This is a genomic window from Bradyrhizobium sp. CCGB01, assembly GCF_024199795.1.
Lineage (GTDB): Bacteria > Pseudomonadota > Alphaproteobacteria > Rhizobiales > Xanthobacteraceae > Bradyrhizobium.
Genome location: NZ_JANADK010000001.1, coordinates 3,233,335 through 3,259,246, shown reverse-complemented (window position 1 = coordinate 3,259,246; position 25,912 = coordinate 3,233,335). Strand labels below are relative to the sequence as shown.

At 64.9% G+C, this 25,912-nt stretch carries 18 protein-coding genes and 1 pseudogene; 7 read left to right on the top strand and 12 right to left on the bottom strand.

Going from position 1 to position 25,912, the window contains the following annotated elements; all coding sequences use genetic code 11:
• Position 1: 1 nt before the first annotated feature.
• A complete protein-coding gene (locus NLM25_RS14870; protein WP_254117648.1) occupies positions 2-1,102 on the top strand; it encodes a DUF2336 domain-containing protein in 1,101 nt (366 codons plus the stop codon).
• 2 nt (positions 1,103-1,104) lie between these two features.
• Here the strand turns inward: NLM25_RS14870 and paoC are convergent, their stop codons facing one another.
• The 5 genes from paoC to NLM25_RS14845 form a co-directional block, all read right to left on the bottom strand.
• On the bottom strand, positions 1,105-3,309 hold the full coding sequence (gene paoC / locus NLM25_RS14865; RefSeq protein ID WP_254137431.1) for an aldehyde oxidoreductase molybdenum-binding subunit PaoC: 2,205 nt from the start codon (positions 3,307-3,309) through the stop codon (positions 1,105-1,107).
• Positions 3,310-3,312: 3 nt separating this feature from the next.
• Positions 3,313-4,263: a xanthine dehydrogenase family protein subunit M gene (locus NLM25_RS14860; protein WP_254137430.1), complete on the bottom strand. Its 951-nt coding sequence runs from the start codon at positions 4,261-4,263 to the stop codon at positions 3,313-3,315.
• Entirely contained in the window at positions 4,260-4,916 is a 657-nt protein-coding gene (gene paoA, locus NLM25_RS14855) for an aldehyde dehydrogenase iron-sulfur subunit PaoA (protein WP_254137429.1), read from the bottom strand. Before paoA ends, NLM25_RS14860 begins: the two co-directional genes overlap by 4 nt.
• A gap of 198 nt (positions 4,917-5,114) precedes the next feature.
• On the bottom strand, positions 5,115-5,753 hold the full coding sequence (locus NLM25_RS14850; RefSeq protein ID WP_254117641.1) for an NrsF family protein: 639 nt from the start codon (positions 5,751-5,753) through the stop codon (positions 5,115-5,117).
• A 2-nt stretch (positions 5,754-5,755) separates the two neighbouring features.
• Complete coding sequence (locus tag NLM25_RS14845) at positions 5,756-6,301, bottom strand: sigma-70 family RNA polymerase sigma factor (protein ID WP_254117640.1); 546 nt, start codon at positions 6,299-6,301, stop codon at positions 5,756-5,758.
• A 289-nt stretch (positions 6,302-6,590) separates the two neighbouring features.
• Between NLM25_RS14845 and NLM25_RS14840 the strand changes: the two genes are divergently transcribed.
• From NLM25_RS14840 to NLM25_RS14830, 3 genes are all read left to right on the top strand, one after another.
• On the top strand, positions 6,591-7,256 hold the full coding sequence (locus tag NLM25_RS14840; protein WP_254141180.1) for a hypothetical protein: 666 nt from the start codon (positions 6,591-6,593) through the stop codon (positions 7,254-7,256).
• 177 nt (positions 7,257-7,433) lie between these two features.
• Positions 7,434-8,213: an enoyl-CoA hydratase gene (locus tag NLM25_RS14835; RefSeq protein ID WP_254117638.1), complete on the top strand. Its 780-nt coding sequence runs from the start codon at positions 7,434-7,436 to the stop codon at positions 8,211-8,213.
• A 189-nt stretch (positions 8,214-8,402) separates the two neighbouring features.
• A complete protein-coding gene (locus NLM25_RS14830; protein WP_254137428.1) occupies positions 8,403-9,833 on the top strand; it encodes a TolC family outer membrane protein in 1,431 nt (476 codons plus the stop codon).
• 93 nt (positions 9,834-9,926) lie between these two features.
• On the opposite strand, the gene NLM25_RS14825 is transcribed toward NLM25_RS14830, so the two are convergent.
• Positions 9,927-11,669, bottom strand: coding sequence for a hypothetical protein (locus tag NLM25_RS14825; RefSeq protein ID WP_254137427.1), 1,743 nt, complete (start codon positions 11,667-11,669; stop codon positions 9,927-9,929).
• Between the two features lie 126 nt (positions 11,670-11,795).
• Here NLM25_RS14825 and NLM25_RS14820 point away from each other — a divergent pair.
• Positions 11,796-12,802: pseudogene (locus tag NLM25_RS14820) on the top strand (amidohydrolase family protein).
• A gap of 19 nt (positions 12,803-12,821) precedes the next feature.
• Here NLM25_RS14820 and NLM25_RS14815 read toward each other — a convergent pair.
• From NLM25_RS14815 to NLM25_RS14805, 3 genes are all read right to left on the bottom strand, one after another.
• A complete protein-coding gene (locus NLM25_RS14815; protein WP_254117631.1) occupies positions 12,822-15,938 on the bottom strand; it encodes an efflux RND transporter permease subunit in 3,117 nt (1,038 codons plus the stop codon).
• A 29-nt stretch (positions 15,939-15,967) separates the two neighbouring features.
• Positions 15,968-17,212, bottom strand: coding sequence for an efflux RND transporter periplasmic adaptor subunit (locus tag NLM25_RS14810; protein ID WP_254117630.1), 1,245 nt, complete (start codon positions 17,210-17,212; stop codon positions 15,968-15,970).
• A 145-nt stretch (positions 17,213-17,357) separates the two neighbouring features.
• Positions 17,358-18,758 carry a CoA transferase gene (locus NLM25_RS14805; protein ID WP_254137426.1) on the bottom strand — a complete coding sequence of 467 codons (1,401 nt, stop codon included), beginning with the start codon at positions 18,756-18,758 and terminating at the stop codon, positions 17,358-17,360.
• Between the two features lie 56 nt (positions 18,759-18,814).
• Here NLM25_RS14805 and NLM25_RS14800 point away from each other — a divergent pair, with 56 nt between their 5' ends.
• Both NLM25_RS14800 and NLM25_RS14795 read left to right on the top strand, forming a co-directional pair.
• Positions 18,815-19,102, top strand: coding sequence for a hypothetical protein (locus NLM25_RS14800; protein WP_254137425.1), 288 nt, complete (start codon positions 18,815-18,817; stop codon positions 19,100-19,102).
• Positions 19,103-19,305: 203 nt separating this feature from the next.
• Complete coding sequence (locus tag NLM25_RS14795) at positions 19,306-20,076, top strand: SDR family NAD(P)-dependent oxidoreductase (RefSeq protein WP_254117628.1); 771 nt, start codon at positions 19,306-19,308, stop codon at positions 20,074-20,076.
• A 143-nt stretch (positions 20,077-20,219) separates the two neighbouring features.
• Here the strand turns inward: NLM25_RS14795 and NLM25_RS14790 are convergent, their stop codons facing one another.
• Genes NLM25_RS14790 through NLM25_RS14780 form a run of 3 tightly spaced genes read right to left on the bottom strand, consistent with a single transcriptional unit; the run spans position 20,220 to position 25,877 of the window.
• Positions 20,220-23,603, bottom strand: a complete 3,384-nt coding sequence (locus NLM25_RS14790; protein ID WP_254137424.1) for an error-prone DNA polymerase — start codon at positions 23,601-23,603, stop codon at positions 20,220-20,222.
• Positions 23,600-25,192 (bottom strand): DNA polymerase Y family protein, encoded by a 1,593-nt coding sequence (locus NLM25_RS14785; RefSeq protein ID WP_254137423.1) that lies wholly within the window; start codon positions 25,190-25,192, stop codon positions 23,600-23,602. The genes NLM25_RS14790 and NLM25_RS14785 overlap by 4 nt, the downstream gene beginning before the upstream one ends.
• Entirely contained in the window at positions 25,089-25,877 is a 789-nt protein-coding gene (locus tag NLM25_RS14780; protein WP_254137422.1) for an ImuA family protein, read from the bottom strand. Before NLM25_RS14780 ends, NLM25_RS14785 begins: the two co-directional genes overlap by 104 nt.
• Positions 25,878-25,912: the final 35 nt, after the last annotated feature.

Sequence of the window (25,912 nt, the reverse complement as noted above, 5' to 3'; positions counted from 1 at the left end):
AATGAGATCCAGATCCGAAAAACCATCCGAGAATCTGCTGGAGGAATTGCAGGCCGCGCTCTCGCACGGCACCGTCGCGCGCCGGGTCGAGACCCTGCGCCGCGTCACCGATCTCTTCATCAACAACGCGGTGGATTATTCCGACGAGCACACCAGGGTGTTCGACGACGTGTTCCAGTGCCTGATCGAGCAGATCGAGACCTCGGCCCGGGCGCTGCTTGCCGACCGGCTCGCCCCGATCGCCGCTGCGCCGCCCAAAATCATCCGCACGCTCGCGCTCGACGAGGTGATCGAGGTCTCCGGCCCCGTGCTCTCGAAATCGGAGCGGCTGGACGAGGCGACCCTGATCGAGATCGCGCGCACCAGGAGCCAGGCGCATCTCAAGGCGATCTCGCTGCGGCGGGTGCTGTCGGAAGCGCTGACCGACGTGCTGGTGACGCGCGGCAACGAGGACGTGGTGCAATCGACCGTCAGCAATCCGGGCGCGCAGCTCTCCGAGGGAAGTCTCGCCGATCTCGTCACGCGCGCCGAACGCGACGATGACCTCGCCACCTGCATCGGCCTGCGGCCCAACCTGCCGCGCCATCACTACCTGAAGCTGGTCGCAAAGGCGTCCCTGAGCGTCCGCAGGAAGCTCGAGGCCGCCCATCCCGGGCTCGCGGACGAAGTGTCCAGCGTGGTCCAGGAAGCGGCCCAGCGGGTCCGCGCCGCCGCCATGACCAGGCAGACCGAAATGGCGCGCGCGCTGGTGCGGTCGCTGCACGAGGACGGCCGGCTCAACGAGTCCCAGGTCACCGCTTTCGCCGAGCAGGGCAAGTTCGACGAGACCAATGCGGGACTTGCGGCGCTCGCGGGCGTCGCGGTCGAGACCGCCGAGAACATGATGATCGAGAGCCGCACCGAGGGCGTGATGATCCTCGCCAAGGTCGCGGGCATGCAATGGCCGACCGTGCGCGCGATCATCGCCATGCGCGAGAAGCTCGCAGGCGGCTCGCAGACCGACATGCTGACGCTGCGCGATACCTATGAGGCCCTGCGCAGCTCGACCGCCCAGCAGGTGCTGCGCTTCCACAGAATGCAGAGCGCGACGCCGGCGGCGTGATCTCAGGCGTCAGGCATGTGCTCCAGCAGCTTGTCGAGCGTGATCGGATAGTCGCGCACCCGTATGCCGGTCGCGTTGTAGATGGCGTTGGCCAACGCCGCAGCGACGCCGCATATCCCGAGCTCGGCGATACCCTTGGCCTTCATTGGCGAGGACATCGGATCCGTCTCATCCAGGAAGATCGTGTCCTGATGCGGAATGTCGGCATGAACCGGGACTTCGTAGCCGGCCAGATCGTGATTGACGAAAAAGCCGGCGCGCTTGTCCACGACGAGCTCTTCCATGAGCGCGGCACCGACCCCCATGGTCATGGCGCCGATGACTTGGCTGCGCGCCGTCTTGGGATTGAGAATGCGACCTGCGGCACAGACGGCAAGCATGCGACGAACTCTGATCTCCGCCGTTGCGACGTCGACGCCGAGCTCGACGAAATGTGCGCCGAACGTCGATTGCTGATGGGTCTTGGCGAGATCGCCGTACTCGATTGAATCCTCGGCCTTCAGCTCACCGTCGGATGCGGCCTGCCCCAAGGGAACGCTGCGGTTGCCCGACGACACCTGGCCATCCGCGAATGCGACGTCCGCGGAATTGAAGCCGAGCTTCTGCGCCACGGCCTCGCGCAGCTTGACGCAGGCGGCATAGACGCCCGAGGTCGAATTGTTCGCGCCGAACTGTCCGCCGGAGCCGGCAGATACCGGGAAGCTGGAGTCGCCGAGACGCACGACGACCTTCTCCAGCGGCACCCCCATCATCTCCGCAGCGGTCTGGGCGATGATGGTATAGCTGCCGGTTCCGATATCGGTCATGTCGGTCTCGACGGTCACCAATCCCTGACCGTCGAGGCGAACGCGTGCGCCTGATTTCATCAGAAGGTTGTTGCGGAACGCGGCGGCCATGCCCATCCCCACCAGCCAGCGACCGTCGCGCTGTTTGCGGGGCTCGGCATGTCGCTTGTTCCAGCCGAACCGCTCCGCGCCGATCCGCATGCATTCGACGAGCTGCCGCTGCGAGAAGGGACGCTTCGGATGCTCGGGATCGACCTGGGTGTCGTTGCGCGCGCGGAATTCAATGGGATCGAGCCCCAGCCGTTCCGCCATCTCGTCCATGGCGATCTCCAGCGCCATCATGCCCGGTGCCTCGCCGGGCGCGCGCATGGCGTTGCCCTCGGGCAGATCCAGCATGGCGAGACGCATCGCCGTCATCCGGTTCTCGCCGGCATAGAGCAGACGGGTTTGCTGAACCGCCGTTTCCGGCCTGCCCTCCGGCAAATTGCCCGACCAGCTCTCATGTCCGATCGCTGTGATCTTGCCGTCCCTGCCAGCACCGATGCGAATGCGCTGGATCGTCGCCGGACGATGCGTCGTGTTGTTGAACATCAACGGACGCTGCAATGCCACCTTGACCGGTCGGTTGGCCGCACGCGCGCCGAGCGCCGCGAGCACTGCATCCGATCGGAGGAACAGCTTTCCGCCAAAACCTCCACCTATGAACGGCGAGATCAGCCGAACGTTTTCCTTGGGCAGGCCGAGTGTCTTGGCGACGTCGCCGGTGGTCCAGGCAATCATCTGGTTGGAGGTCCAGAGCGTGAGCTTGTCGCCATCCCACGCCGCCATCGAGGCATGCGGCTCCATCATCGCATGGGCCTGGTCCGGCGTGGTGTAGCTCGCATCGATTTGCACCGGCGCCGCGGCGAAGGCGCCGGCAAAATCGCCAACCGCCGTGTCGGGCGGCGCTTCACCGCGACTGGAAGGCTTGGCAGCGCCATCCCGTCCAGCTGACAGATCGAAGGCGCCCTTCGCCGCGCTGTAATTGACCTGGACCAATTGGGCCGCGGCGCGGGCCTGTTCGAAGGTTTCGGCAACGACGACCGCGACGGCCTGGTGATAATGGTCGATCTCGGGCCCGCCGAGCAGCTTGGCCGTGTTGTAATTACCCTTGCCGAGCTTGCCGACATTTTCGGCCGTGACGATCGCGAGGACGCCGGGCGCGGCCTTGGCGCGCGACAGATCCATCGACGCGATCCGCCCCTTCGCAATGGCCGCCCCGACGATGTAGCCGTAGGCGGGCTTCGCGACACTATCGTGCCACTCATAGGCATAGGTCGCCCGTCCCGTGGTCTTCAGCGGGCCGTCGATCCGGCTGGTGGCATGACCGATGATCTTGAGCTGATCGATCGGGTTGGTGGTCGCAGGCGTGTCGAACTTCATGGCTCAGCCTTTCACTTCGGTCAGGACCGCGCCGAGGGTTCGCTCCACCAGCGAAAGCTTGAATGCGTTCTCCTTCGTCGGCCTCGCGCCTTCGAGCAGGCGCGAGGCGACGGCCTTGGCGCCATGCGGCATTTCGGCTTCGGCCGCCTCGACCCGCCACGGCTTGTGCGCGACACCGCCGACGGCAACGCGGCCAGTCCCGTCGCGCTGGACGATGGCTCCCACCGAAACCAGCGCGAACGCGTAAGAGGCGCGATCGCGGACCTTGCGGTAGATGTGCGTTCCGCCGACCGGCTTCGGCAGCGTCACGGATGTGATCAACTCACCTGAGGTCAGATTGGTCTCGATGTGCGGGGTATCGCCCGGCAGCCGGTGGAGATCGGCGATCGGGATATCCCTGACCGAACCGTCCGGACGCACCGTCTGAACGGTCGCATCGAGCGCGCGCATGGCGATCGCCATGTCGCTCGGATGCGTCGCGATGCAGGCCTCGCTCGCGCCGATGACCGCATGCTGGCGGGTCACGCTGCCGATGGCGGCGCAGCCGCTACCGGGGCTGCGCTTGTTGCAGGGCTGGTTGGTGTCATAGAAATAGGGACAACGCGTCCGTTGCAGCAGATTGCCGGCGGTGGTCGCCTTGTTGCGCAATTGCCCGGAGGCGCCGGCCAGCAGCGCGCGCGACAGCACGCCGTAGTCGCGCCGGACATGCGCATCGGCGGCCAGCGCCGTGTTGCGCACGAGCGCGCCGATGCGAAGTCCGCCGTCGGGCGTCGGCTCGATCTTGTCGAATCCCAGACCATTGACGTCGATCAGATGGGACGGCGTCTCGATTTCGAGCTTCATCAGATCGAGCAGATTGGTGCCGCCGGCAATGAATTTGGCATTGCCGTTGCCCGCCGCCGCAGATGCGGCAGCCGCGGGCGAATTCGCCTTCTCATAGGTAAACGACTTCATGCGGGCCTCCCGGCAACCTCGGTGACCGCCTCGGCAATGTTGGAATAGGCGCCACAGCGGCAGATGTTGCCGCTCATGCGCTCGCGCAGCTCGGCGTTGGTCAATTCCGGAGCCACATTGAGATCGCCGGTGACGTGGCTGGGAATTCCGGCCTTGATCTCCTGGATCACGGATACCGCCGAGCAGATCTGCCCCGGCGTGCAATAGCCGCACTGAAAGCCGTCGTGCTTGACAAAGGCCGCCTGCATCGGATGCATCTGCTCCGGCGTGCCAAGCCCCTCGATCGTCGTGACAGTGTCGCCCTCATGCATCACGGCCAATGTCAGGCATGAATTGATGCGCTGCCCGCCGACGATCACGGTACAGGCGCCGCACTGGCCGTGATCGCAGCCCTTCTTCGTGCCGGTGAGATGGAGATGTTCGCGCAGGGCATCGAGCAGCGTGGTTCTGGTATCCAGCTTCAACGCCCGGGCCTCGCCGTTGACGTTGAAGGAAACCGTCGCCATCGCGGGGGCTTCGTTGGTCGGCAACGGAAGTCCGGCAGCGGAATTCTGAGCGCCGGCCGCTCGCGCGCCTGCTCCGATCGCGACCGTCGTAGCGGTTCCAATCAGGAGGTTCCGCCGCGACATTTCGAATGCGCTGGGTTTTCGCATGGTTGGGCACATCCCTCGCTACAGCAGCGTCCATCGACGCTCTGGATAGAAGTCGTCCAACCAAAGTTAGTTTCTCAACGCGACCGGGATTAGCCGTTCACGAGCGCATGAACCTATTAGCGTCGTTCATGAATGCAGACGCGATGGACCGAGCCCGGCTCGTCGCGGATATTTGACGTCAATTTACGCGGAGCGTCTTCAATACCGGAGGACTCTTGACCCCACAGCAGCGCCGATCGCGGTCACGAGCGCCGTCGCAAGCGTGTACCAGGTCGCGACGAACAGCGGCGAATCGTCGGTGCAGTGCGAGGCGTAGAGCGTCGCGGCGATGCCGGCCGACAGCAGGCCGGCGAGCGCACCGGCGAGCGCGGGATGCGACGGCGCGCCGTGGCGCAGGCCGAACAGCGCGCCCGCAAGCAGCGGCAGCGACATCGCGGGGATCGCGAGCAGGCACACCCTGGAGTTCTTGCCGACCATCCGCATCGTCATCGGCATCGCCGGGGCCATCATCGCCTCGCCGCCGATCGCAACAGCGAGCAGGCCGACGGGAAGCAGCAGCAGCCAGCCCCAGCCGCGCATCAGGGCTTCGGGCCGCGACAGATGCAGGCTGACGATGATCGCCGGGATCGCGAGCGAGAGCGTGACAGCGAACTTCATGTCGAAGAACGGATTGTGCATCGCGCTCATCACGTCGGCGCGCACGCCGAGGAACGTCGCGAAGATCAAAATCGACAGGGGCGCGGCCACCAGCAGCGCCATCGTCAGCACGGCGCCGACGCGCGGCGCGCGATGGGCGTTGTCGGCCGCGAGCGAGCGAATGAGTTGATCGGTATCCATGACTAGCGGTCCCGCAGTTTGGCAGTCAGCGCCGCAAGTCCGCGATGCAGCGCGACCCGCACCGCGCCTTCGCTCATCGCGTATTTTGACGCCGTGTCCTTGATCGAAGCGCTGTCGACGGCGATCGACTGCAACACGTCGCGCTGGCGCTGCGGCAGCGTGCCGAGTTGCGTTGCGACCTCGGCCGCCGAGGCCGTCTCCTCCGGCGCCTCGCCCGGCAGCGTCTCGGCGAAATCGTCGATGTTGACGAAGATCCGCCTGCCCCGCCGACGCAGCGTGTCGATCAGCTTGTTGCGGGCGATCGCAAACAGCCACGGGGCGAAGGGGGCTTCGCTGTCCCAGGTGTGCCGCTTCAGATGCACCGCCAACAGAATCTCCTGCACGATATCCTCGGCCTGGTCGGGAGGCTGCCCGGCCCGCGCCAGGCCCCGCCTCGCGGCGGCGCGCAGCACAGGCGTGACCGCCTTCAACAGGCGATGATACGCCGCATCATCGCCCGCCATGGCCGACCGCATCAGGCCGGTCCACTCGTCCTCACGTCCGCGCACGCGCGCCCTCACCATGCAATTCGGCCGCTCTTTCAATTTGTTACGCCGGCGCCAGAAAAATCACGAATTCGTGATCACCCCCTCGCCACGCCACGCGATGCGGCCGCAAAACCCGCGACGGCTCATAACACCGATCGGCCCCGTCCGCACCCGGCGGCCGATCGCGGGGGCGCGGTTTGCCCCGCTTTTGCCCGGTGTAACCCGAAGATTCCCACTTTTTGCCCCGCTGTCGTCACGGCCCGGGGTCTCTGTTCGGTCCGGGACGGGCCGAATTGGGGAGATCGTCAACATGATGAAAGCCAGCGGACACGCGGCATTGATCCTTCTTGCCGGACTTTTCTTGCTGTCCGGAGGCGCTGCACAGGCGGCGCCGAGTTCAGCCAGCGATGCGGACAGCGCGACCAAGCAAGCCGACACGGTCAAGCCGGGCAAGCAGCGGCGCCATGCGCCGCGCCACCGCGACAGCGGCAAGGCGGCGCAGAAATCCCAAGAACAATCCCAGGACAAGGCCGACAAGAAGGACGGCGCGGCAAAGGCCGACGTGGCGAAAGCCGAAAACGACGTGCCGGCCTCGAGCCAGATGCCGCCGCAAGTCGCCAACGCCAACGCGCAGATCGCCGCAGCCGATACGCCGACGGCTGCCGCCGCCTCCGCGATGACCGGCCGCGCCAACAGCAACGTTCAGGCAGCAGCCGATAATACCGCCGCCCCGAATGAGGAAACTCAGGTGGTGGCGCCCGATCAGCTCAACGACCTCGACCGCGCCCTGCAGCCGGACAATCCGCCGGCACAGAAGGCGGTGATCGCCGCAACCGACGCGCAGCCGCGGCCGGCACCGGTGATGGCGAGCAGCCAGAGCTCGGCCTGGGACCAGAGCTCCCTGATCGGCAAGATCTTCATCGGTTTCGGCGCCCTGCTGACGCTGGCCTCTGCCGCACGCATGTTCATGGCCTGATTCCTGGTCTGATTCCCGGCCCGATTCTTGGCCCGATTCTTGGCCTGAGCGACCTCCTCCGGAACGCGCGTTTCGCCGCGCGTTCCGGACGGCCTCGTTCCGACGGCTTCTAGGCCCCCTTGAAGCCCACCGCGCCAGCGGGCACATTGCCCGCCCAATCAAACGCGTGGGTGGAGCATGAGCACGTTCGAACACATCATCGTCGAGAGCAAAGGCGCGGTCGGCATCGTCAAGCTGAACCGGCCGAAGATGCTCAACGCGCTCTCCTTCGGCGTCTTCCGCGAGATCGCCGCGGCCGTCGACGACCTCGAGGCCGATGACGCCATCGGCTGCATCGTCGTGACCGGCAGCGAGAAGGCCTTTGCCGCCGGCGCCGACATCAAGGAGATGCAGCCGAAGGGCTTCATCGACATGTTCTCCGAGGACTTTGCCGCGATCGGCGGCGACCGCATCGCGCGCTGCCGCAAGCCGACCATCGCCGCGGTCGCGGGCTATGCGCTCGGCGGCGGCTGCGAGCTCGCCATGATGTGCGACTTCATCATTGCTGCCGATACCGCGAAATTCGGCCAGCCCGAAATCACGCTCGGCACCATTCCCGGCATCGGCGGCACCCAGCGCCTGACCCGCGCGATCGGCAAGTCGAAGGCGATGGACCTCTGCCTCACCGGCCGCATGATGGATGCAGCGGAAGCCGAGCGCAGCGGCCTCGTCAGCCGCATCGTGCCGGCTGACAAGCTCATGGACGAGGTGATGGCGGCAGCCGAGAAGATCGCTTCGATGTCGCGCCCCGCCGTCGCCATGGCCAAGGAAGCGGTCAACCGCGCCTTCGAGACCACGCTTGCCGAAGGCATGAGCGTCGAGCGCAACCTGTTCCACGCGACCTTCGCGCTGGAAGACCGCTCCGAGGGCATGGCGGCGTTCATCGAGAAGCGCAAGCCGGTGAACAAAAACCGCTAACGCCAGCGGATGGTCAGGCTGGTGTAAGGCTCCGCCGCCCTCCTGCGGAAACGCTGTGACGGACCTGCAACAAGCACGGAATAGATGGGGGTTTTCCCCGCGGCAGTTTGCCTGCGGGACCTCGGCTGGTTAAACAGTTAAGAGGGCCACCGTCGGCGGGGGCGGACAGCCGGGATTTAGCGGGATTACATGATTGGGCGTGGCGCCAGAGCTGGTCGCGTGACGACGCGGCATCGATCGGGCGTAGGTTCTGTGCTTGCGACATGGACCACGCTGGCGCTCTGTTGCGCCCTGCCCTCCGCTGCACGGGCGGAAGCCCTGCCGGAGGCGCTTGCAAAAGCCTACCAGACCAATCCGCAGCTCAATGCCGAACGTGCGCGGCAACGTGCCACGGACGAGAATGTGCCGCAGGCGCTCGCAGGCTACCGCCCCCAGATCGTGGCGAGCCTCAGCGCCGGCCTGCAATCGGTGCGCAATCTGCTGCCCGACAACACCATCCAGACCGCCAATCTGAAACCGTGGGTCATCGGCGTCACCGTGACGCAGACCCTGTTCAACGGGTTCCGCACAGCCAACAGCGTACGCGCCGCGGAACTTCAGGTGCAGTCCGGCCGCGAGGCGCTGCGCAATGTCGGCCAGGGCGTGCTGCTCGACGCGGTCACCGCCTACACCAATGTGCTGGCCAACCAGTCGCTGGTCGAGGCGCAACGTTCCAACGTCGCCTTCCTGCGCGAGACGCTCGCCGTCACCCAGCGCCGCCTCAACGTAGGCGACGTCACGCCGACCGACAGTGCCCAGGCCGAGGCGCGACTCAATCGCGGCCTTGCCGATCTCAACGCCGCAGAGGTCGCGCTGGCGGTGAGTCAGGCAGTCTACGCGCAGGTGATCGGCAATGCGCCGTCGCAGCTGCGGGCCGCCGAAGTCGTCGACCGCTATCTGCCGAAGAGCCGCGAGGATGCGCTGACGATGGCGATCCGCCAGCATCCGGCGGTGATGGCGGCGGGCTACGACGTCGATGTCGCCTCCACCAATATCCGGATCGCCGAAGGCGCGCTGCTGCCGAGCGCCAGCCTCCAGGGCAGCGCCAGCAAGAGCCGCAGCAACGACCCGACGCTGAGCACCCTCGCCGAAGACCAGGCCTCGATCGTCGCCAACGTCACCGCGCCGATCTACGACGGCGGACAGGCCGCCGCGCAGACCCGGCAGGCCAAGGAGATCACGGCGCAGAGCCGGCTCGTGCTCGACCAGGTGCGCAACCAGGCGCGCACGGCGGCGACCAGCGCCTGGGTTGCCAATGAAGGCGCCAAGATCACGGTCTCCGCTTCCGAGTCGGAGGTGAAGGCGGCAACCGTTGCGCTCCAGGGCGTGCAGCGCGAGGCCGCCGGCGGGCAGCGCACGACGGTGGATGTGCTGAACTCGCAGGCCGATCTGATCCAGGCCAAGGCCCGCCTGATCGGCGCGCTGCGCGACCGCGTGATCGCCTCCTACACGCTGCTCAGCGCGGTCGGCCATCTCGACGTCAAGACGCTGAGCCTCAACACGCCGGACTATCTGCCCGAGGTACACTACCAGCAGGTCCGCGACGCCTGGCACGGCCTGCGCACCCCGTCGGGGCAGTAGAGGTCCGCGCCCCATATCCGCATCCGGGCTTTCGCAACCGCCTACCTTGGTGCGATCGAGCCCGGCGCCATCGGCGCGCCGACAACCGCCCCGTCAGGAGAGGAATTCGCGAAGCACGCCAGCAGCCTCCGTCGGCGGGAGGCTCGTGATCTCGCGATACAACGCTATTGCGACGTCGCAGTAGCGCACGTAGTCCGCGGCACCGACCGATTTACCATTCAGCAATTCGAGGTCTTTGTCCGTATATCCCCTTAGATTAAGGCCTGCCCGGATCTTCTCCCAAGATCGATCGTTGGTGACAGGATCAGGGCGCTTTTGCGCCGACATGATAATTCGTGCGTTCAACTCCACTTCGCGCTCGGCCAAGCGCGCCGGAATCAGTTTGATGAGATTTTGATCCGGTTGGCCCGACGCATATCTATAGCAGGCTGCGCCGTCCTGCGCCTGAACTGCGCTGTACTGGTCGATGACAAGCTTTCCAAAATCGATCAAAACGGAATCGTCCGCCAAGGGTAGCAGCTTCCCTATGATCTCGGTCACCTTGGCGCGAGCTTGCCCGGTCAGCTCGGCTCGTGCAATTCCTTTCGACGTGCCCTGCGTGACGATATCCAGTATCTCGTCGTACGTCTGCGGATAAGCCTGCTTCAACGCCCTGTACATTGACGCAGAGTTCTGAAGCACCTTGTCCCAATCGTCTCGCGTGAACCTTCCGCCCGTTCCGCCAAACGCATATTCGTCACCACTTGATATTCTGGTCACGACGCGGGCCGACAGCAACTCCGCTTCTGACGGGCTCCACATGTCCGCATTCCGCGTCACCAAAGCGGGCTCTATGAAGGAACTGCTTATTCCGGCTGCCTTGTAGATCGAACGCTCGGCGCTATCGTCCAACCCGTCATCTCCGGCAAAGGCTGCCCGATGAAAACCCAGTTGGGCGCCCTTCTTCAGGACTCTTTGACGGCCGGCAACGAATGCCAGGGTGCAGGCGGACATACAATTGGCCTCGACATAAGTGTCCAAGCCCCTGCTCTTGATGATGGCGCTCAGCCTCTCGCCCTCGCCAATTCGGCCGCCGATGCTGTCCAGGTGAACTGCCCCCACGCCGGGTGACGCGTTCAGAATCTTCTCAAAATCGGTCGAGAGGCCAAACTTGATACCGCCGGAAATTTCAATTTCTGATCCGTTGTTCAGGAGCCTGATCGAGTAGGACGGTATCCGCGGGTCATCCATAAACGCGATACTCGTCGCTTCTGCGATCTGCGGAATCGCCGTTCTGACAAACACAACGACGGCATTCAAGACTCCGAGGCAGATCATGAATTGCGCGGTCCAGGCCCACACCGCGCGCTTTCCCATCGCTGCACGTTCACCCTTGCGACGTTGAGCGGATCGCCAAGTACCAACGAATTGCCAGATGCAGAGACAGGCGATGGACGACCAAAGCAAGACATAGAACACGAAGATGCGGGTTGGATTGTGTGACCCTCGCGTGAAGGCACCCAACAGACCGATGACGACCCCGGCAAGAATGTTGCTGCCTAAGCCGACGACCCAGTACGAAATGCCAAGCGGAAATTCGCCTTTCCAGTGTTTCGCCACGATATTTCGACTTACTGGTGACTGCGGGGCTTCGTCGGCGCGTTCCAATTTGGCCGCCCCGAGCGAGCCGGTGCCGACTACGGCCAAGGCCTCTGCAATCGTCTTCCAACCAACCAAGCCATCCCGCCAAACCCTGATCAGGTCTGGATTGGAATGGCGCTGAATGCGATCGCCGACCTCGCTCCAGTCCATTGGGCCATTGTTTTCGCTCCCATCCCAAAGATACCAATCGCCCATCTTCGCCCCCAGGACTGGAGTATATTTGACGCGGCCACTAAATTGCAACTTGTCCGAGCAGTCCCTATCTCGATCGCGAGGTAGCGCAGTTTCGGGCGACTGACATGGGGTGACTTCGCGATCGATATGTTGTTGTCTCCGATCTCAAATGAACCAAACAGGGGGAGAAACCATCTCAACCGACGTAGCGTCCTGCTTGCCTCCCTACCGCCGGAGTCCCCATGACCAGCAAAGCCCTCGCGCGGGCGTCGCAGCCCGCGACGCCGGTTAATTTCGACGTTCCGCTGCACGCCTGCGACTGCCACACCCACATCCATGGCGACGTCGAAAAGTTTCCGTTCTTCGCGGGGCGCGTCTATACGCCGGGACCGGCGAGCCCTGAAGAGATGGCGGCGCTGCACAAGGCGCTGCATATCGAACGCGTGGTGATCGTGACGCCGAGCGTCTATGGCGCCGACAATTCCTCCAGCCTGTTCGGCATCAGGGCGCGCGGCGCCACCGCGCGCGGGGTGGCCGTGATCGACGACAAGACCACGGAAGCCGCGCTTGATGCGATGCAGGCTGACGGCTTCCGCGGCATCCGCATCAATCTCGCCACCGACGGCGTCAACGATCCCGATGTCGGCCGGACCCGCTTCACCGCGGCGATCGAACGCATGAAGGCGCGCGGCTGGCATGTGCAGCTCTATACGACGCTGCCGATGATCTCGGCGATCAAGGACCTCGTGCTGGCCGCACCGGTGCCCGCCGTGTTCGACCACTTTGGCGGGCTCGAGGCTTCGCTCGGACTGGAGCAGCCGGGATTTTCCGACCTGGTCGCGCTCGTCAAATCCGGCAAGGCCTATGTGAAGATTTCGGGAGCCTATCGCTCGTCAAGGCTCGCGCCCGACTATCAGGACATGGTTCCCTATGCCCGCGCGCTGATCGCGGCCAATGCCGACCGCATCGTCTGGGGCACCGACTGGCCGCATCCGGATTCAAGCCATGTCGAGGGACGCAAAGCCACCGACATCGCGCCGTTCTACCAGATCGATGACGGCCGCCTGCTCAACCAGCTTCCGGTGTGGGCGCCGGATGCGGATGTGCGCAAGAAGATCCTGGTCGACAATCCGGCACGGCTCTACGGTTTTTGAATCGCAGCGGCGCCCGCGCTCAGCGCGCGCGCCGCGAGAAGAACGAGATCAGGACCGGCAGGGTCACCAGGATCACGACCGGCGCGAGCATCATGCCGGTGACGACGACGACGGCGAGCGGCTTCTGCACCTGCGAGCCGATGCCTTCCGACAGCGCCGCCGGCAGCAGGCCGACGCCGGCGACGACGCACGTCATCAGCACCGGCCGGAGCTGCAATTCGCCGGTGCGTATCACCGCGCTCACGCGGTCCATGCCTTCTTCGATGAGCTGGTTGAACTGCGACAGGATGATGATGCCGTCCATCACGGCGATGCCGAACAGCGCGATGAAGCCGATCGCGGCGGAGACGCTGAAGGCGGTGCCGGTAATCAGGAGACCGAGCACGCCGCCGAAGATCGCCATCGGAATCACGCTCATGGCGAGCAGCGTGTCGGTCATCGAGCCGAAATTGAACCAGAGCAGCACGCCGATCAGCGCGAGCGAGATCGGCACCACGATCGACAGCCGCCGGATCGCGTCCTGGAGGTTGCCGAACTCGCCGACCCATTCCATGTGCGAGCCGGGCGGCAGCTGCACCTGATCGGCGATCTTCTGCTGCGCTTCGCGGATCGCGCTGCCGAGGTCGCGCTCGCGCACCGAGAACTTGATCGGCAGATAGCGCTCCTGCTGCTCGCGGTAGATATAGGCGGCGCCGGAGACGAGGCTGATCGTGGCGACCTCGCTCAAGGGAATCTGCGTGACGGTACCATTCGGCCCGGGCGCACCGATACGCAAATTCTGGATCGCTTCCGCGCTCCGGCGATATTCCGGCGCGAGGCGGACGATGATCGGGAAGTGACGGTCGGAGCCCGGCTCGTAGAGATCGCCCGCGGTATCGCCGCCGATCGCGACCTTGATGGTGGCGTTGATATCGCCGGGCGCGAGCCCGTAGCGCGCGGCCTTGGCGCGGTCGATGTCGATCTGGACGGTCGGCTGTCCCAGCGAGGTGAAGACCGCAAGGTCGGTCACGCCCTGCACGGTCGCCAGCACCGACTTGATCTTGTTGGCGGTGTCGGTGAGCGCCTGCAGATCGCTGCCGAACAGCTTGATCGAGTTCTCGCCCTTCACGCCGGAGACGGCCTCGGAGACGTTGTCCTGGAGATATTGCGAGAAGTTGAACTCGACTCCGGGGAAACGGTCGTCGAGCTGCTTGAGCAGTTGCGCGGTCAGCTCTTCCTTGTCACGCGTGCCGGGCCATTGGCTGGCGGGCTTCAGCGGCGCGAAGAATTCGGCGTTGAAGAAACCGGCGGCGTCGGTGCCGTCGTCGGGGCGGCCGTGCTGCGACACCACGGATTCGACCTCGGGCCGGGCACGGATCACCTTGCGCATCTCGTTGACGTAGGAATTGCCTTCCTGGAGCGAGATGGTCGGCGGCAGCGTGGCGCGGATCCAGAGATTGCCCTCTTCGAGTTTGGGCAGGAATTCCAGGCCGAGCAGCCGGCTGAGCGCCACCGTCATCAGCACGAGACCGACGGCGCCGCCGAGCATGATGCCGCGATTGGCGACGGCCCAATTCAGCACCGGCATGTAGATCCGGTGCAGGATCAGCATGACCTTGGTCTCGGTCTCCTCGACATGCGCGGGCAGGATGATCGCCGATAGCGCGGGCGTCACCGTGAAGGTGGCGAGCAAACCGCCGGCAAGCGCGTAGGCATAGGTGCGCGCCATCGGCCCGAAGATGTTGCCCTCGACGCCTGACAGCGTGAACAGCGGCAGGAAGGCCGCAATGATGATCGCGGCGGCAAAGAAGATCGAGCGCGAGACGTCCGCCGCGGCGCTGAGGATGGCATGGCTCTTCATGCCGAACAGCGTCTCCGGCGACATCTGCTCGGATTCCGACGTCGGCGTCGTCTGCGTCAGGCGCCGGAAGATCGCCTCCACCATGATGACGGTGGCGTCGACGATCAGGCCGAAGTCGATCGCGCCAACCGACAGCAAATTCGCCGATTCCCCGCGCAGCACCAGGATGATCACGGCGAAGAACAGCGCGAACGGAATGGTGGCGCCGACGATCAGCGCACTGCGCAGATCGCCGAGGAACATCCACTGCAACAGCACGATCAGCAGAATGCCGACCACCATGTTGTGCAGCACGGTGTGGGTAGTGAGCTCGATCAGGTCGCCGCGGTCGTAGATGCGCTCGATGCGCACGCCGGGCGGCAGGATGCTGGAGTTGTTGATGGTTTGAACGAGCTGGTGGACGCGCTTGATGGTCGGCGAGCTCTGCTCGCCGCGGCGCATCAGGACGATGCCCTGCACGATGTCGTCGGAATCGTCGAGGCCGGCGATGCCGAGACGCGGCTTCTGGCCGACGGTGACGGTGGCGACGTCCTTGACCAGCACCGGATTGCCGTTGGTCTGCGAGACCATGGTGTTGGCGAGGTCGTCGATCGAGCGGATCAGGCCGACGCCGCGCACCACGGCCGATTGCTGGCCGATATTGACGGTGTTGCCGCCGACATTGACGTTCGCATTGCCGACCGCCTGGAGCAGTTGCGGCAGCGTCAGGCCGTTGGCGACGAGCTTGTTGAAATCGACCTGGAGCTCGTAGGTTTTGCTCTTGCCGCCCCAGCCGGTGACGTCGATCACGCCGGGCACGGCTCGGAAGCGGCGCTGGAGGATCCAGTCCTGGATGGTCTTGAGGTCGAGCACGCTGTAGTTCGGCGGGCCGACGAGGCGATAGCGGAAGATTTCGCCGATCGGGCTCAGAGGCGAGATCTGCGGCTGCACATTGCCCGGCAGCGGGGCAAGCTGTGCCAGGCGGTTCAGCACCTGCTGCAACGCCTCGTCATAGGTATAGGCGAAGGAGAACTGGAGTTTGACGTCGGACAGGCCGTACAGCGAGATGGTGCGGATGGTCGTGAGGTTCTTCAAACCTGCGACCTGGGTCTCGATCGGAATCGTGATGTAGCGCTCGATCTCTTCCGCCGACAGGCCGGGGCTCTGCGTCACGATGTCGACCATCGGCGGGGTCGGGTCGGGATAGGCCTCGATGTTGAGCTGGTTGAACGCGATCAGGCCGCCGATGATCACGGCGACGAACATGCCCACCATCAGGAAGCGCCGGTTGACGGCAAGGGCGACGAGACGATCCATTCAGGTCTTCAATTTTCTTGGGTCGTCGATCAGCTACCGGACGCCGCGCGGTCGATGAAGAGGCTGCCCTTCACGACGATCTGCTCGCCGGGCTTCAAATTGCTGGTGACCTCGACGAGGTTGCCGTTGATGAGGCCGATCTTGATCTGGCGCAGCTCGACCGACTTGTCCTCGCGCGCAACCCAGATGCGGACCTGGTCGCCTTCGTAGATCAGCGACTGCTTCGGCACCGCGGGCGCGGCACGGTCGCCGGCCGAATAGATCGTGACGTTGGCGAACATCTCGGGCTTGAGCAGCCCGTCCTTGTTGTCGATGGTGGCGCGGACCAGCAGGCGGCGCGTGGTCGGATCAATCGCGGCGGCGACATAGTTGATCTTCGCGGTGAGCGGACGGCCCGGGAGCGCCATGACGTTGACGGTGATGTCCTGCCCGATGCACACCGCGGCCGCATCACTCTCGCGCACGAAGGCGGTGAGCCAGACCGTGGAGAGATCGCCGACCACGAACACCGGATCGCTGGCGCCGGAATTGACGTACTGGCCCGGGCCGATCTTGCGCTGCACGACGGTGCCGGAGATCGGCGAATAGATCGTGAGCTCCGGATTGATCGTGCCCTTCTCCAGGAATGCCTTGATGGTCTCGTCGGTGAAGCCGAGGATGCGCAGCTTGTTGCGCGCGGCCTCCAGCGCCGTCCCCGAGGAGCGCATGTCGTTCTGCGCCTGGACCTGGGTCGCTTCCGCCTGCTGATAGTCCTTCAGCGGAATGGCGCGGCCCTCGTAGAGATCCTTGGCGCGCTTGAACTGGAGGTCGGAAAGCTCGAGCGCCGACTTCGCCTTGTTCTGCGCGGTCATCGCCGCGATGAAATCGTTCTGGGCCTGCACGGTGTCGGCGGCCTCGATTGTGAACAGCGGTTGACCTTGCTTCAGCATCTCGCCCGGCTTGGCGAGCAGCTTGGTCACTCGGCCCGCATAGGGCGAGAACACCGGCGTCGAGCGGTCCTCGTCGACCGCGACCTTGCCCTCGGTGACATATTCGGCCCGGAAGGTCTTGGCCTTGACCGGCTCGATCGTCAGCGTCGCCCACTCGGACGGCGTCGGCGTGAAGTTCTGCGCATTCCTGCGCGACTGACTGGAAAGCTCGGAGTGCTTCTTTTCCTTGGCCCCCGCATAGACGAAGCCATAGGCACCGGCGCCGGCGAGTGCCAGTAAAACTACGGATGAAATCACCCGTCGTTTTGTAAACACCTGCAATCGCTTGGTATTTTCAACTACCATGGGGCCCGGTCGTGTCTGCGACGATCTCGGCAGACGACTGCCTTATCGGTCGCGCTAATAGTGCCGAATTGGGATTTCAAACAACCTAAAAAACGAGGAACGCCTTTCCGTTTGCGTTAAAATATTGCGATGCGTCAGCTTCACGTCAGCTTTGCTCCGGCCATCGTGCCGGATGACTGCCGAGCGGCGTCGCCGGACGGCTCCACCCTGCCGGCGTTGTCGACAGCAGCGCCGCATGGCGCACCGCCTTCAACGTGCCGAAGCCAGATGGCATGGTCTCGATGAACGCAGCATGTACGGCCTCGCCCGTAAGATCCGGGGTGTTCAGACCGCCGTCGAGCCGGCCCAGATTCCACAGCCAGCGCCCGGTCTGCGCCAGCGACACGCGCACGTGCCAGCTGCCGCCTTCGCGGGCCTGGCGCGCCCTGGCCATCATCGCGCCGAACGCCATCAGATAGCCGGTAGCATGGTCGAGCATCTGCGCCGGCAACTCCTTCGGACCGTCGATGCCGGCGGCCTGGCCCTCGGCGTGATTGAAGCCGGTCGCGGTCTGCACCAGTGAATCGAAACCGCGCCGCTCGGCCCATGGACCGGAGTGACCATAGGCCGACAGCGTGACATAGACGATGCCGGGATTGATCTCCGCCGCATCCTCCGGTGAAAGGCCGAGGGCTGCAAGCGCGCGCGGACGATAGCCTTGCGAGAAGATGTCGGCGCCCTTCAGCAGCTCGCGCATCTGCGCCCTGCCCGCCTCGCTCTTCAGTTCGATGAAAGTCGTGAGCTTGCCGCGGCCGGTGTCGATGGTGAGCCAGGGAATGGCCGGCAGCTCGGGCCCCGAGACCAGCAGCACGTCGGCGCCATGCGCGGCGAGCGTGCGGCCGGCAACGGGGCCCGCGATGACGCGGGAGAGATCGAGCACACGCAGGCCCGCGAGCGGACGATCGCCTTTTGGCCACGACTTGGGCGAGGCTTCGCCGATTTTCTCGATCGAGATCAGCGGCAGTTCGGCGAGCGCGCGCGCCTGTGGCAGCGCAGACCATTCGTCGTGAGATCGCATCAACGCAACGACGCCGCCCGCAGCATAAGCCGCAGTTTCAAAATCTTCGCCCTTCCACTGCATCAGTGCGGCCTGCACTTTTTCGCGCTCGGGCTCGCAGCCCAGCACCTTGCAGACGGCATCGCGATGATGCGGAAAATTGGTGTGGCAGCGGACGAAGCGGTTGTCGCCGGTCCTGTACACGCCGGCGATCGCGTCCCAGGCCGGCGGCGGCGGCTTGTCGTCGAGGCGCAGATAACGCTCGGAACGGCATTCGGCGACGGCATGGCGCATGTCGACGGAGACATTTTGCGCCTCTCCGCTGCGCAGCCGCCAGATTTCGGCTGCAGCGAGCCCCGCAGCAGCGATCGTCGTCTGTCCGGCGACGGCGACGCGAAACGAAGACGGAATTTGCGGTTCTTCACCGGTCAGCCGCACACGTTCGAGCGCGGCGCCGTCGCCACCGACGGAGGTCCAAATGTCGCTGAGAATGCCGGCGGGGCTTTGCATGACCGCTTCTCTCCCTTACTTTTTTACGACCCTCCATTAGCACATAAAGGAATGCAATGGCCGCCATCGATCCCCTCACCGCGGGCGCCGTGTTCATCGCAACGGCGGCCACCGACGCGGTCTATGTCATGTTCACCTCGGCCGTGATCGCGCGCAAGCGCATGTCGGCCGCGAACTGGAGCGCGGTCTGGTACATGCTCTCCTCCTACGCCGTGATCAGCTACACCGAAAACGCGGTCTATGTCGCTTTCGCGGCGATCGGCTCCTGGGCCGGCGCCTACGCCTCGCTGACCTTCCTGCACCGCCCGCCCGGCGGCCCGCCGGTGGGGGCCGCGCCGGAATGAGGGGGCGTGCTCTTGGCCATCTCGTACGGTGTCATCATCCGCGAAAGCGGATGATCCAGTATTCCAGAGACGCTGGAGATAGAGCCAAGACGTCACAGCGTACTGGATACCCCGCCTGCGCGGGGTATGACACCGCGAACGAATTCGACATCCTCGCCTAAATAACTAAGCTCCGCACGACCAACAACAAGGAAAACCAAACAATGGATCTCGGTCTCAAAGGAAAAAACGCCATCGTGCTCGGTGGAACGCGCGGCATCGGGCGGGCGATTGCGGCGACGCTGGCCGGTGAAGGCGCCAATGTCGCGGTGTGCGCGCGCAACGCGGATCAGGTGGCGGCGACCGTCGCCGAGTTGAAAGCGAGCGGCATCCGCGCCACTGGCGGTCCGGTCGATGTCACTGACGGCGCGGCGCTGAAATCCTGGATCGAGAGCGCTGCAAAGGAGCTTGGCGGCGTCGACCTGCTGTTCGCCAATGCCGGCGCGATGGCGCAGGGCCACGACGCGGCGTCGTGGGAGCAGAACTTCCGGCTCGACGTGCTCGGCGCCGTGCATGCGTTCGACGGCGCGCGGCCGTTCCTCGAAGCCAGCGGCGAGAAAAGCGGCGATGCCGCCTTCGTCATCATCTCCTCGATCTCGGCGGCGCAGGCCGATCTCGCCAGCTCCTACGGCCCGATCAAGGCCGCGCTGATCCACATGGCCAAAGGATTGGCGCGGCAATACGCCAAGAAGAAAATCCGCGTCAACGTGGTCTCGCCCGGCACCGTCTACTTCAAGGGCGGCGTCTGGAACATGATCGAGCAGAACATGCCCGAGCGTTACAACGACGCGATGAAGCGCAATCCGACCGGCCGCATGGCAACGCCGCAGGAGATCGCAAGCGCGGCGGTGTTTCTGGCAAGCCCGGTGTCGGGGTTCACCACGGGCTCCAATCTCGTCGTGGACGGCGCGATCTCGAACCGGGTGAATTTTTAGGGAAACGCGGCCTCATCGCAGACTTCGTAGGGTGGGCAAAGCGAAGCGTGCCCACCACTTTCCCGACAAACCTCAGGAAGGTAGGCACGGCGCTTACGCGCCTTTGCCCACCCTACGGCAGTTTTGCCGGAGGCGCATAACCCTCAATGAAAATCCCGCGACGGCGGCAGGATGCGGACGTTGCGGGGGTGGCGGATTTTTTGTGCCGGCATATCCGCATGGGCGCGGGGGTCATCGTTGAGGGGCTCGACCACCGTGGCTCCTGGCGGCACCGGATGCTTGCGGCTCAGGGCATCGTTGGCAAGACCGACCAGATCGTGCGAACGGTCGATCATGCGCTGCGCGATCAGATGCGTCACCTTCTCCGGGCTGCTCTGAATGTAGCCCTGCACCTCGATCAGGCGCGCGCCCATCACCTCTTTCCGATACTGCTCCATGATTTTGGGCCACACCACGACATTGGCGATGCCGGTTTCGTCCTCCAGCGTCATGAACACGACGCCGCTGGCGCTGCCCGGCCGCTGCCGCACCAGCACCACGCCAGCACAGCGGACGCGGCGCCGCTCGTTTTCGTGACTGATCTCCTTGCAGGCGACGACACGCTCGCGCGAAAACATCTCACGCAAAAATTCCATCGGATGGCCCTTCAGCGATAGGCGGATAGTCTGGTAGTCCGCGACCACCTGCTCGGCGCGCGGCATCACCGGCAGCGGCTTTGCGTGCTCGTCCGGTTGCTCGCGTGCGGTCGCCGCTTCGAATAGCGGCAGCGGCACGTCGTCAGGCAACCGCCGCACCTGCCACAGCGCCTCGCGGCGATCGAGCCCGAGCGAGCGGAACGCATCGGCATCCGCGAGCAGGATCAGCGCGCGCTTGGGCAGGCCGGTGTCGCGGGCAAAGTCTTCGAGCGAAGTAAAGGGGTGGCGGGTGCGCGCCTTGATGATGCGGTCGGCCCAGTCTTCCTGGGTGACATAGACCTTGCCTTGCCGCTCCGCCTGCTGCCTCTTGAGTTCCTCCTCATCCGGATCGAGCCAATGAAAACCGTCGACCTGGCGGAAGCCGAGGCGCACGGCGCAATATTTTTTATCGGTATTCTCCGGCGTGCTCTGCGCAAAGCTGTAGGAGACATCAATGTCGCGCACCTCGACGCCGTTCTTGCGGGCGTCGCCGACGATCTGCGCCGGCGCGTAAAATCCCATCGGCTGCGAGTTCAGCAGGCCGCAGCAGAACGCATCGGGGTGATGGTACTTCAGCCATGACGAGATGTAGACGAGCTGCGCAAAGCTTGCCGCGTGGCTCTCGGGAAAACCGTAGGAGCCAAAGCCCTTGATCTGGTCGAAACAGCTTCTGGCGAAGTTGGCATCGTAGCCGCGCGCGACCATGTTGCCGATCAGCTTCTCCTCGTATTGGCCGATGGTGCCGACATTGCGGAAGGTCGCCATCGAGCGGCGCAGGCCGTTGGCCTCCTCGGAGGTGAATCTTGCCGCCTCGATCGCGATGCGCATCGCCTGTTCCTGGAACAAAGGCACGCCCTTCGTCTTGTGCAGCACCTTGTAGAGCTCGTCTGCAGGACCATGCTCGGGCGATGGCGAGGGGTAGGTCACTTTCTCCTGACCGTTCCGCCGCCGCAAATACGGATGCACCATATCGCCCTGGATCGGCCCGGGCCGCACGATCGCAACCTCGATGACGAGATCGTAGAACGTCCGCGGCTTCAGGCGCGGAAGCATGTTCATCTGCGCGCGGCTCTCGACCTGGAACACGCCGAGCGACTCGCCCCGCTGCAGCATCTGATAGACTTCGTCGTCATCCTCCCCCTTGATATCCGCAAGCTCGTAACGCGTCCCCTTGTGGTCCGCGATCAGATCAAAACATTTCCGGATACAGGTCAGCATGCCCAGCGCGAGCACGTCGACCTTCATCATGTTGAGCGCGTCGACGTCGTCCTTGTCCCATTCAATGAAGGTGCGGTCGTCCATCGCGGCGTTGCCGATCGGAACATAGGTGTCGAGCCGGTCCTGGGTCAGCACGTAGCCGCCGACATGCTGGGAAAGGTGACGCGGGAATTCGATCAGCTCGGTCGCAAGCTCGACCGCGAGGTTGATCATGGGATTGTTGGGATCGAGCCCGGCCTGCCTGACCTGCATGTCGTTGAGGCCCTTGCCCCAGCTGCCCCAGACGGTGTCGGCGAGTGCGGCGGTGACGTCCTCGGTCAGGCCCAGCGCCTTGCCGACATCGCGGATGGCGCTGCGCGGACGGTAATGGATGATTGTGGCGATGATCGCAGCGCGGTGGCGGCCGTAGCGGCGATAGACATATTGCATCACCTCCTCGCGCCGCGAATGCTCGAAATCGACATCGATGTCGGGCGGCTCGAGGCGCTCCTTGGAGATGAAACGCTCGAACAGCAGATCCACCTTGGTCGGGTCGACCGAGGTGATACCGAGCACGTAGCAGACGGCCGAGTTCGCCGCCGATCCCCGCCCCTGGCACAGGATGTTCTGGCTGCGCGCATAGTGCACGATGTCATGCACGGTGAGGAAATAATGCGCGTATTTCAGCTCGGCGATCAGCGCGAGCTCTTTCTTGAGGGTGGCGCGCAGCTTTGCGTCAATGTTGTCGATACCGCCGAAGTATTTGTCGACACCCGCCCAGGTCAGATCCTCCAGATGCCCCTGCGCGGTCTTGCCCGGCGGCACCGGCTCGTCCGGATATTGGTATTTGAGCTGGTCGAGCGTGAAGTCGATCCTGTCCGCAAAGCGCATGGTCTCCGCGATCGCCTCGGGAAAATCGCGGAACAGCCGCACCATTTCGCGGGGCGTCTTCAGGAAGCGCTCGGCATTGGCTTCGAGCTTTCGTCCGACAGCTTCAATGGTGGTCTTTTCCCGGATGCAGGTCAGCACGTCCTGAAGCGGACGGCGGCCGGGATCGTGATAGAGCACCTCGTTGGTCGCGAGCAGCGGCACGTTTGCCTTGGCGGCGAGATCGTCGAGCCGCGCCAGGCGGCGGCGGTCGTCGCCGCGATAGATCAGGCTCGCCGCCAACCACACGCCTTCGGCGCGGCTCGCCCTGAGTTTGGCGAGAACATCCAGCGCCCGCTCGGCCTCGAAGCGATGCGGCAGCGTCAGGACCAGGAGCTGGCCTTCCGAAAATTCCAGGAGATCGGCGAAGGTGAGACGGCATTCCCCCTTCTCGATCCGCGTGATGTCGTCGCCGCGCTTGCCTCGGGTGAGGAGCTGGCACAGCCGGCCATAGGCGGCGCGGTCGCGCGGGTAGACGAAAATGTCGGGCGTGCCGTCGATGAAGACGATGCGCGCACCGATCAAGAGCTTGGGCTTGTGCAGCACCTTGTCATTGTCGAGCTCACTCCAGGCGCGCACCACGCCGGCCAGCGTGTTGTGATCGGCAATGCCGATCACGGGAATGCCGAGCTTGCTGGCCTGATGTACGTAAGCGCGCGGATCCGAGCCGCCGCGCAGGAAGGAGAAATTGGTGGTGATGCCGATCTCGGCATAAGCGGGCGTGGTCATGCGAAGAGACCGTGCACATACCAGCCGGGAGACGCGGGCTCGCCGTCGCCGTCGAACACCTCCCCCTCATAAAGACCGTCGCGAAAGATCCAGAAACGCAGGCCTTCGGCATCCTCGATGCGGAAATAATCCCGCGTCAGCTGCTTGCCGTCCTGCCGCCACCATTCCATCGCGATGCGCTCGGGCCCTTCCACCCGCACCACGGCATGCAGCGCGCGGCGCCAGGTGAATTGATGCGGCGGACCGTCGGGCACGGTCGCGAACGGCACCTTGATCGGCTCCGGCTTGTCGAACAGCCTGAGCGGGCGCAGCGGCGGCTCGCTCTCGGCCCGCGCCGGCCATTCGGCCTGCATGGCGGCGGCGAGATGGTGCTGGGCAGGCGCCGCCAGCACCGCACATTCGGGGATATGGGTGTCCTGCGGCAGGTGGACGACGACGCGCCTTCCGCCGATGCGCGCGGCGATGCGGTCGATCAACGCGGCGAGCTCGTCATTGTCGTGAACATGGGCGTCGAGATCGCGCTGCTCCTGCACCACGATCTCGGTGCGGCTTGCCGACAGCCGCACCATGTCGAAGCCGAAACCGGGATCGAGGGGATCGGCGAGCGCATCGAGGCGTTCGCGAAACAGCCGGTCGATCACGGCGCTTCGCGTCACCGGGCGCCCGGTCTCGACCATGATCGCGCGCACCACGCCGTCGGTGCGGAAGAACGCGGCTTCCAGGCGCCGCGCGCCCTTGCCCTGCTTCTCCATGGAGGCGATCAGCGTGTCCGCGAGCCGGGACAGCGTCATCGCGATCATGGCGTCGGTCGCGATCGGCTCGGCGAAACGTTTCTCGACGATGTAATCGGGCAGCGGCTTTCGCGGGTTGATCGGCGCATCGCCCTGCCCCAGCGCATGCGCGAGCAGTGTGGAGAACCGTGCGCCGAACCGCGCCGTGATCTCGGAGGCGCTGCGCGATGCGACATCGCCGATGGTCTTCAGCCCGGCGCGGCGCAGGCCGGTGGTGATGGCCTCGCCCGCGCCGAGTGCTGATACCGGAAACCGGTCGATCGCCGCCGCCTCCCCGCCATCGGCGACGATGGTGCCGGAGGCCTGCCGCGTCAGCGTACGCGCGCAGACCGAGGTGCCGGCGATCGCCGCGCTGACGGCAAAGCCCTGGCGAGCGAGGGCACGGACCAGCGTCTGCAACAGCGCGGCCTCGCCGCCGAACAGATGCGCGCAGCCGGTGATGTCGAGAAACAGCCCGTGCGGCGCATCGAGCGCCACCAGCGGCGTGAAGCGGTCGCACCAATCGGCGATGTCGCTGAGCGTCTTCGCATCGGCCACGACATCGGCATCGAACACTTTCAAGTCCGGGCACATCGCCCGCGCATTCGCCAGCGGCTGACCGATGTGCAGGCCGAGGCGCTCGGCGGCCTCGTCGAGCGCATGGATCACCAGCGCATTGTTGTCCTTGATAACGACAATGCTGGGATCATTCGTCTTACCCAGCCCGGCGCTGTTGAAGAAACGCTGGATCCGGTCGATTGGCAGGCGCGGCAGCCACAGGCTGAGGATACGCCGACGGTTCACTGAACTGGCACTCATCACATTTCCATTCCATGATCCAACGGCCGCACGGGCCATGACGATTGCGCAACAGCTCGGCATCGAAGCGCGGCGCGCCCCAGGCGCTCCATGCTGCGCCTGGCGGCGAATGTGCCGCGCGCAGCATCCATCTGGTTTCCGCAGTCGACGGCAAAGGCTGCGCGGCCATGCGCAGCAGCAGCCCGGTGACACCGGAGCCTTGCGCGGCCAGCGTCAGCTTGCGGCTCGCCACCAGATCGAACTGCCTGGTCTCGCCCCAGAGCTCGAGCACGACGGCACCGAGCGCATCGCAGGCGAGCGCGTCGGCCGAGGTGCGCAGCGCGCTCTCGACATCGGCCGCGCGCACCATCACCACGCGGCGCGGATCGAGGCCGAGCTCGGCGAGCCCGCTCATCGACAGCGCGCCGGTCTCGAGTTCCGAAAAATCCTGCCGCACCCACAATAGCGGCCGCTGTGCCGAGACGCGCCCCGCGAGGCCCATAACAAAACCCGTCGCGGCCGTCCCCTGTCGGCCCTCGCAAAACACTTCGTGGATCACCGCGCGCGCGAGCCCGCCCTTCAGCGCGCTGTCGGCCTCGCTGTGGCCGAGTGCGACGCGATCCTGCTGATGCACGACCTCCGCCGTCTCGATGCGCTCGATCTGGCCGCGCAAGGTCGCAAGCGCGCTCATACGTGCGCCGCTCATATACGCCGCTCCTTCAGAGGTGATTGCCGATGGCT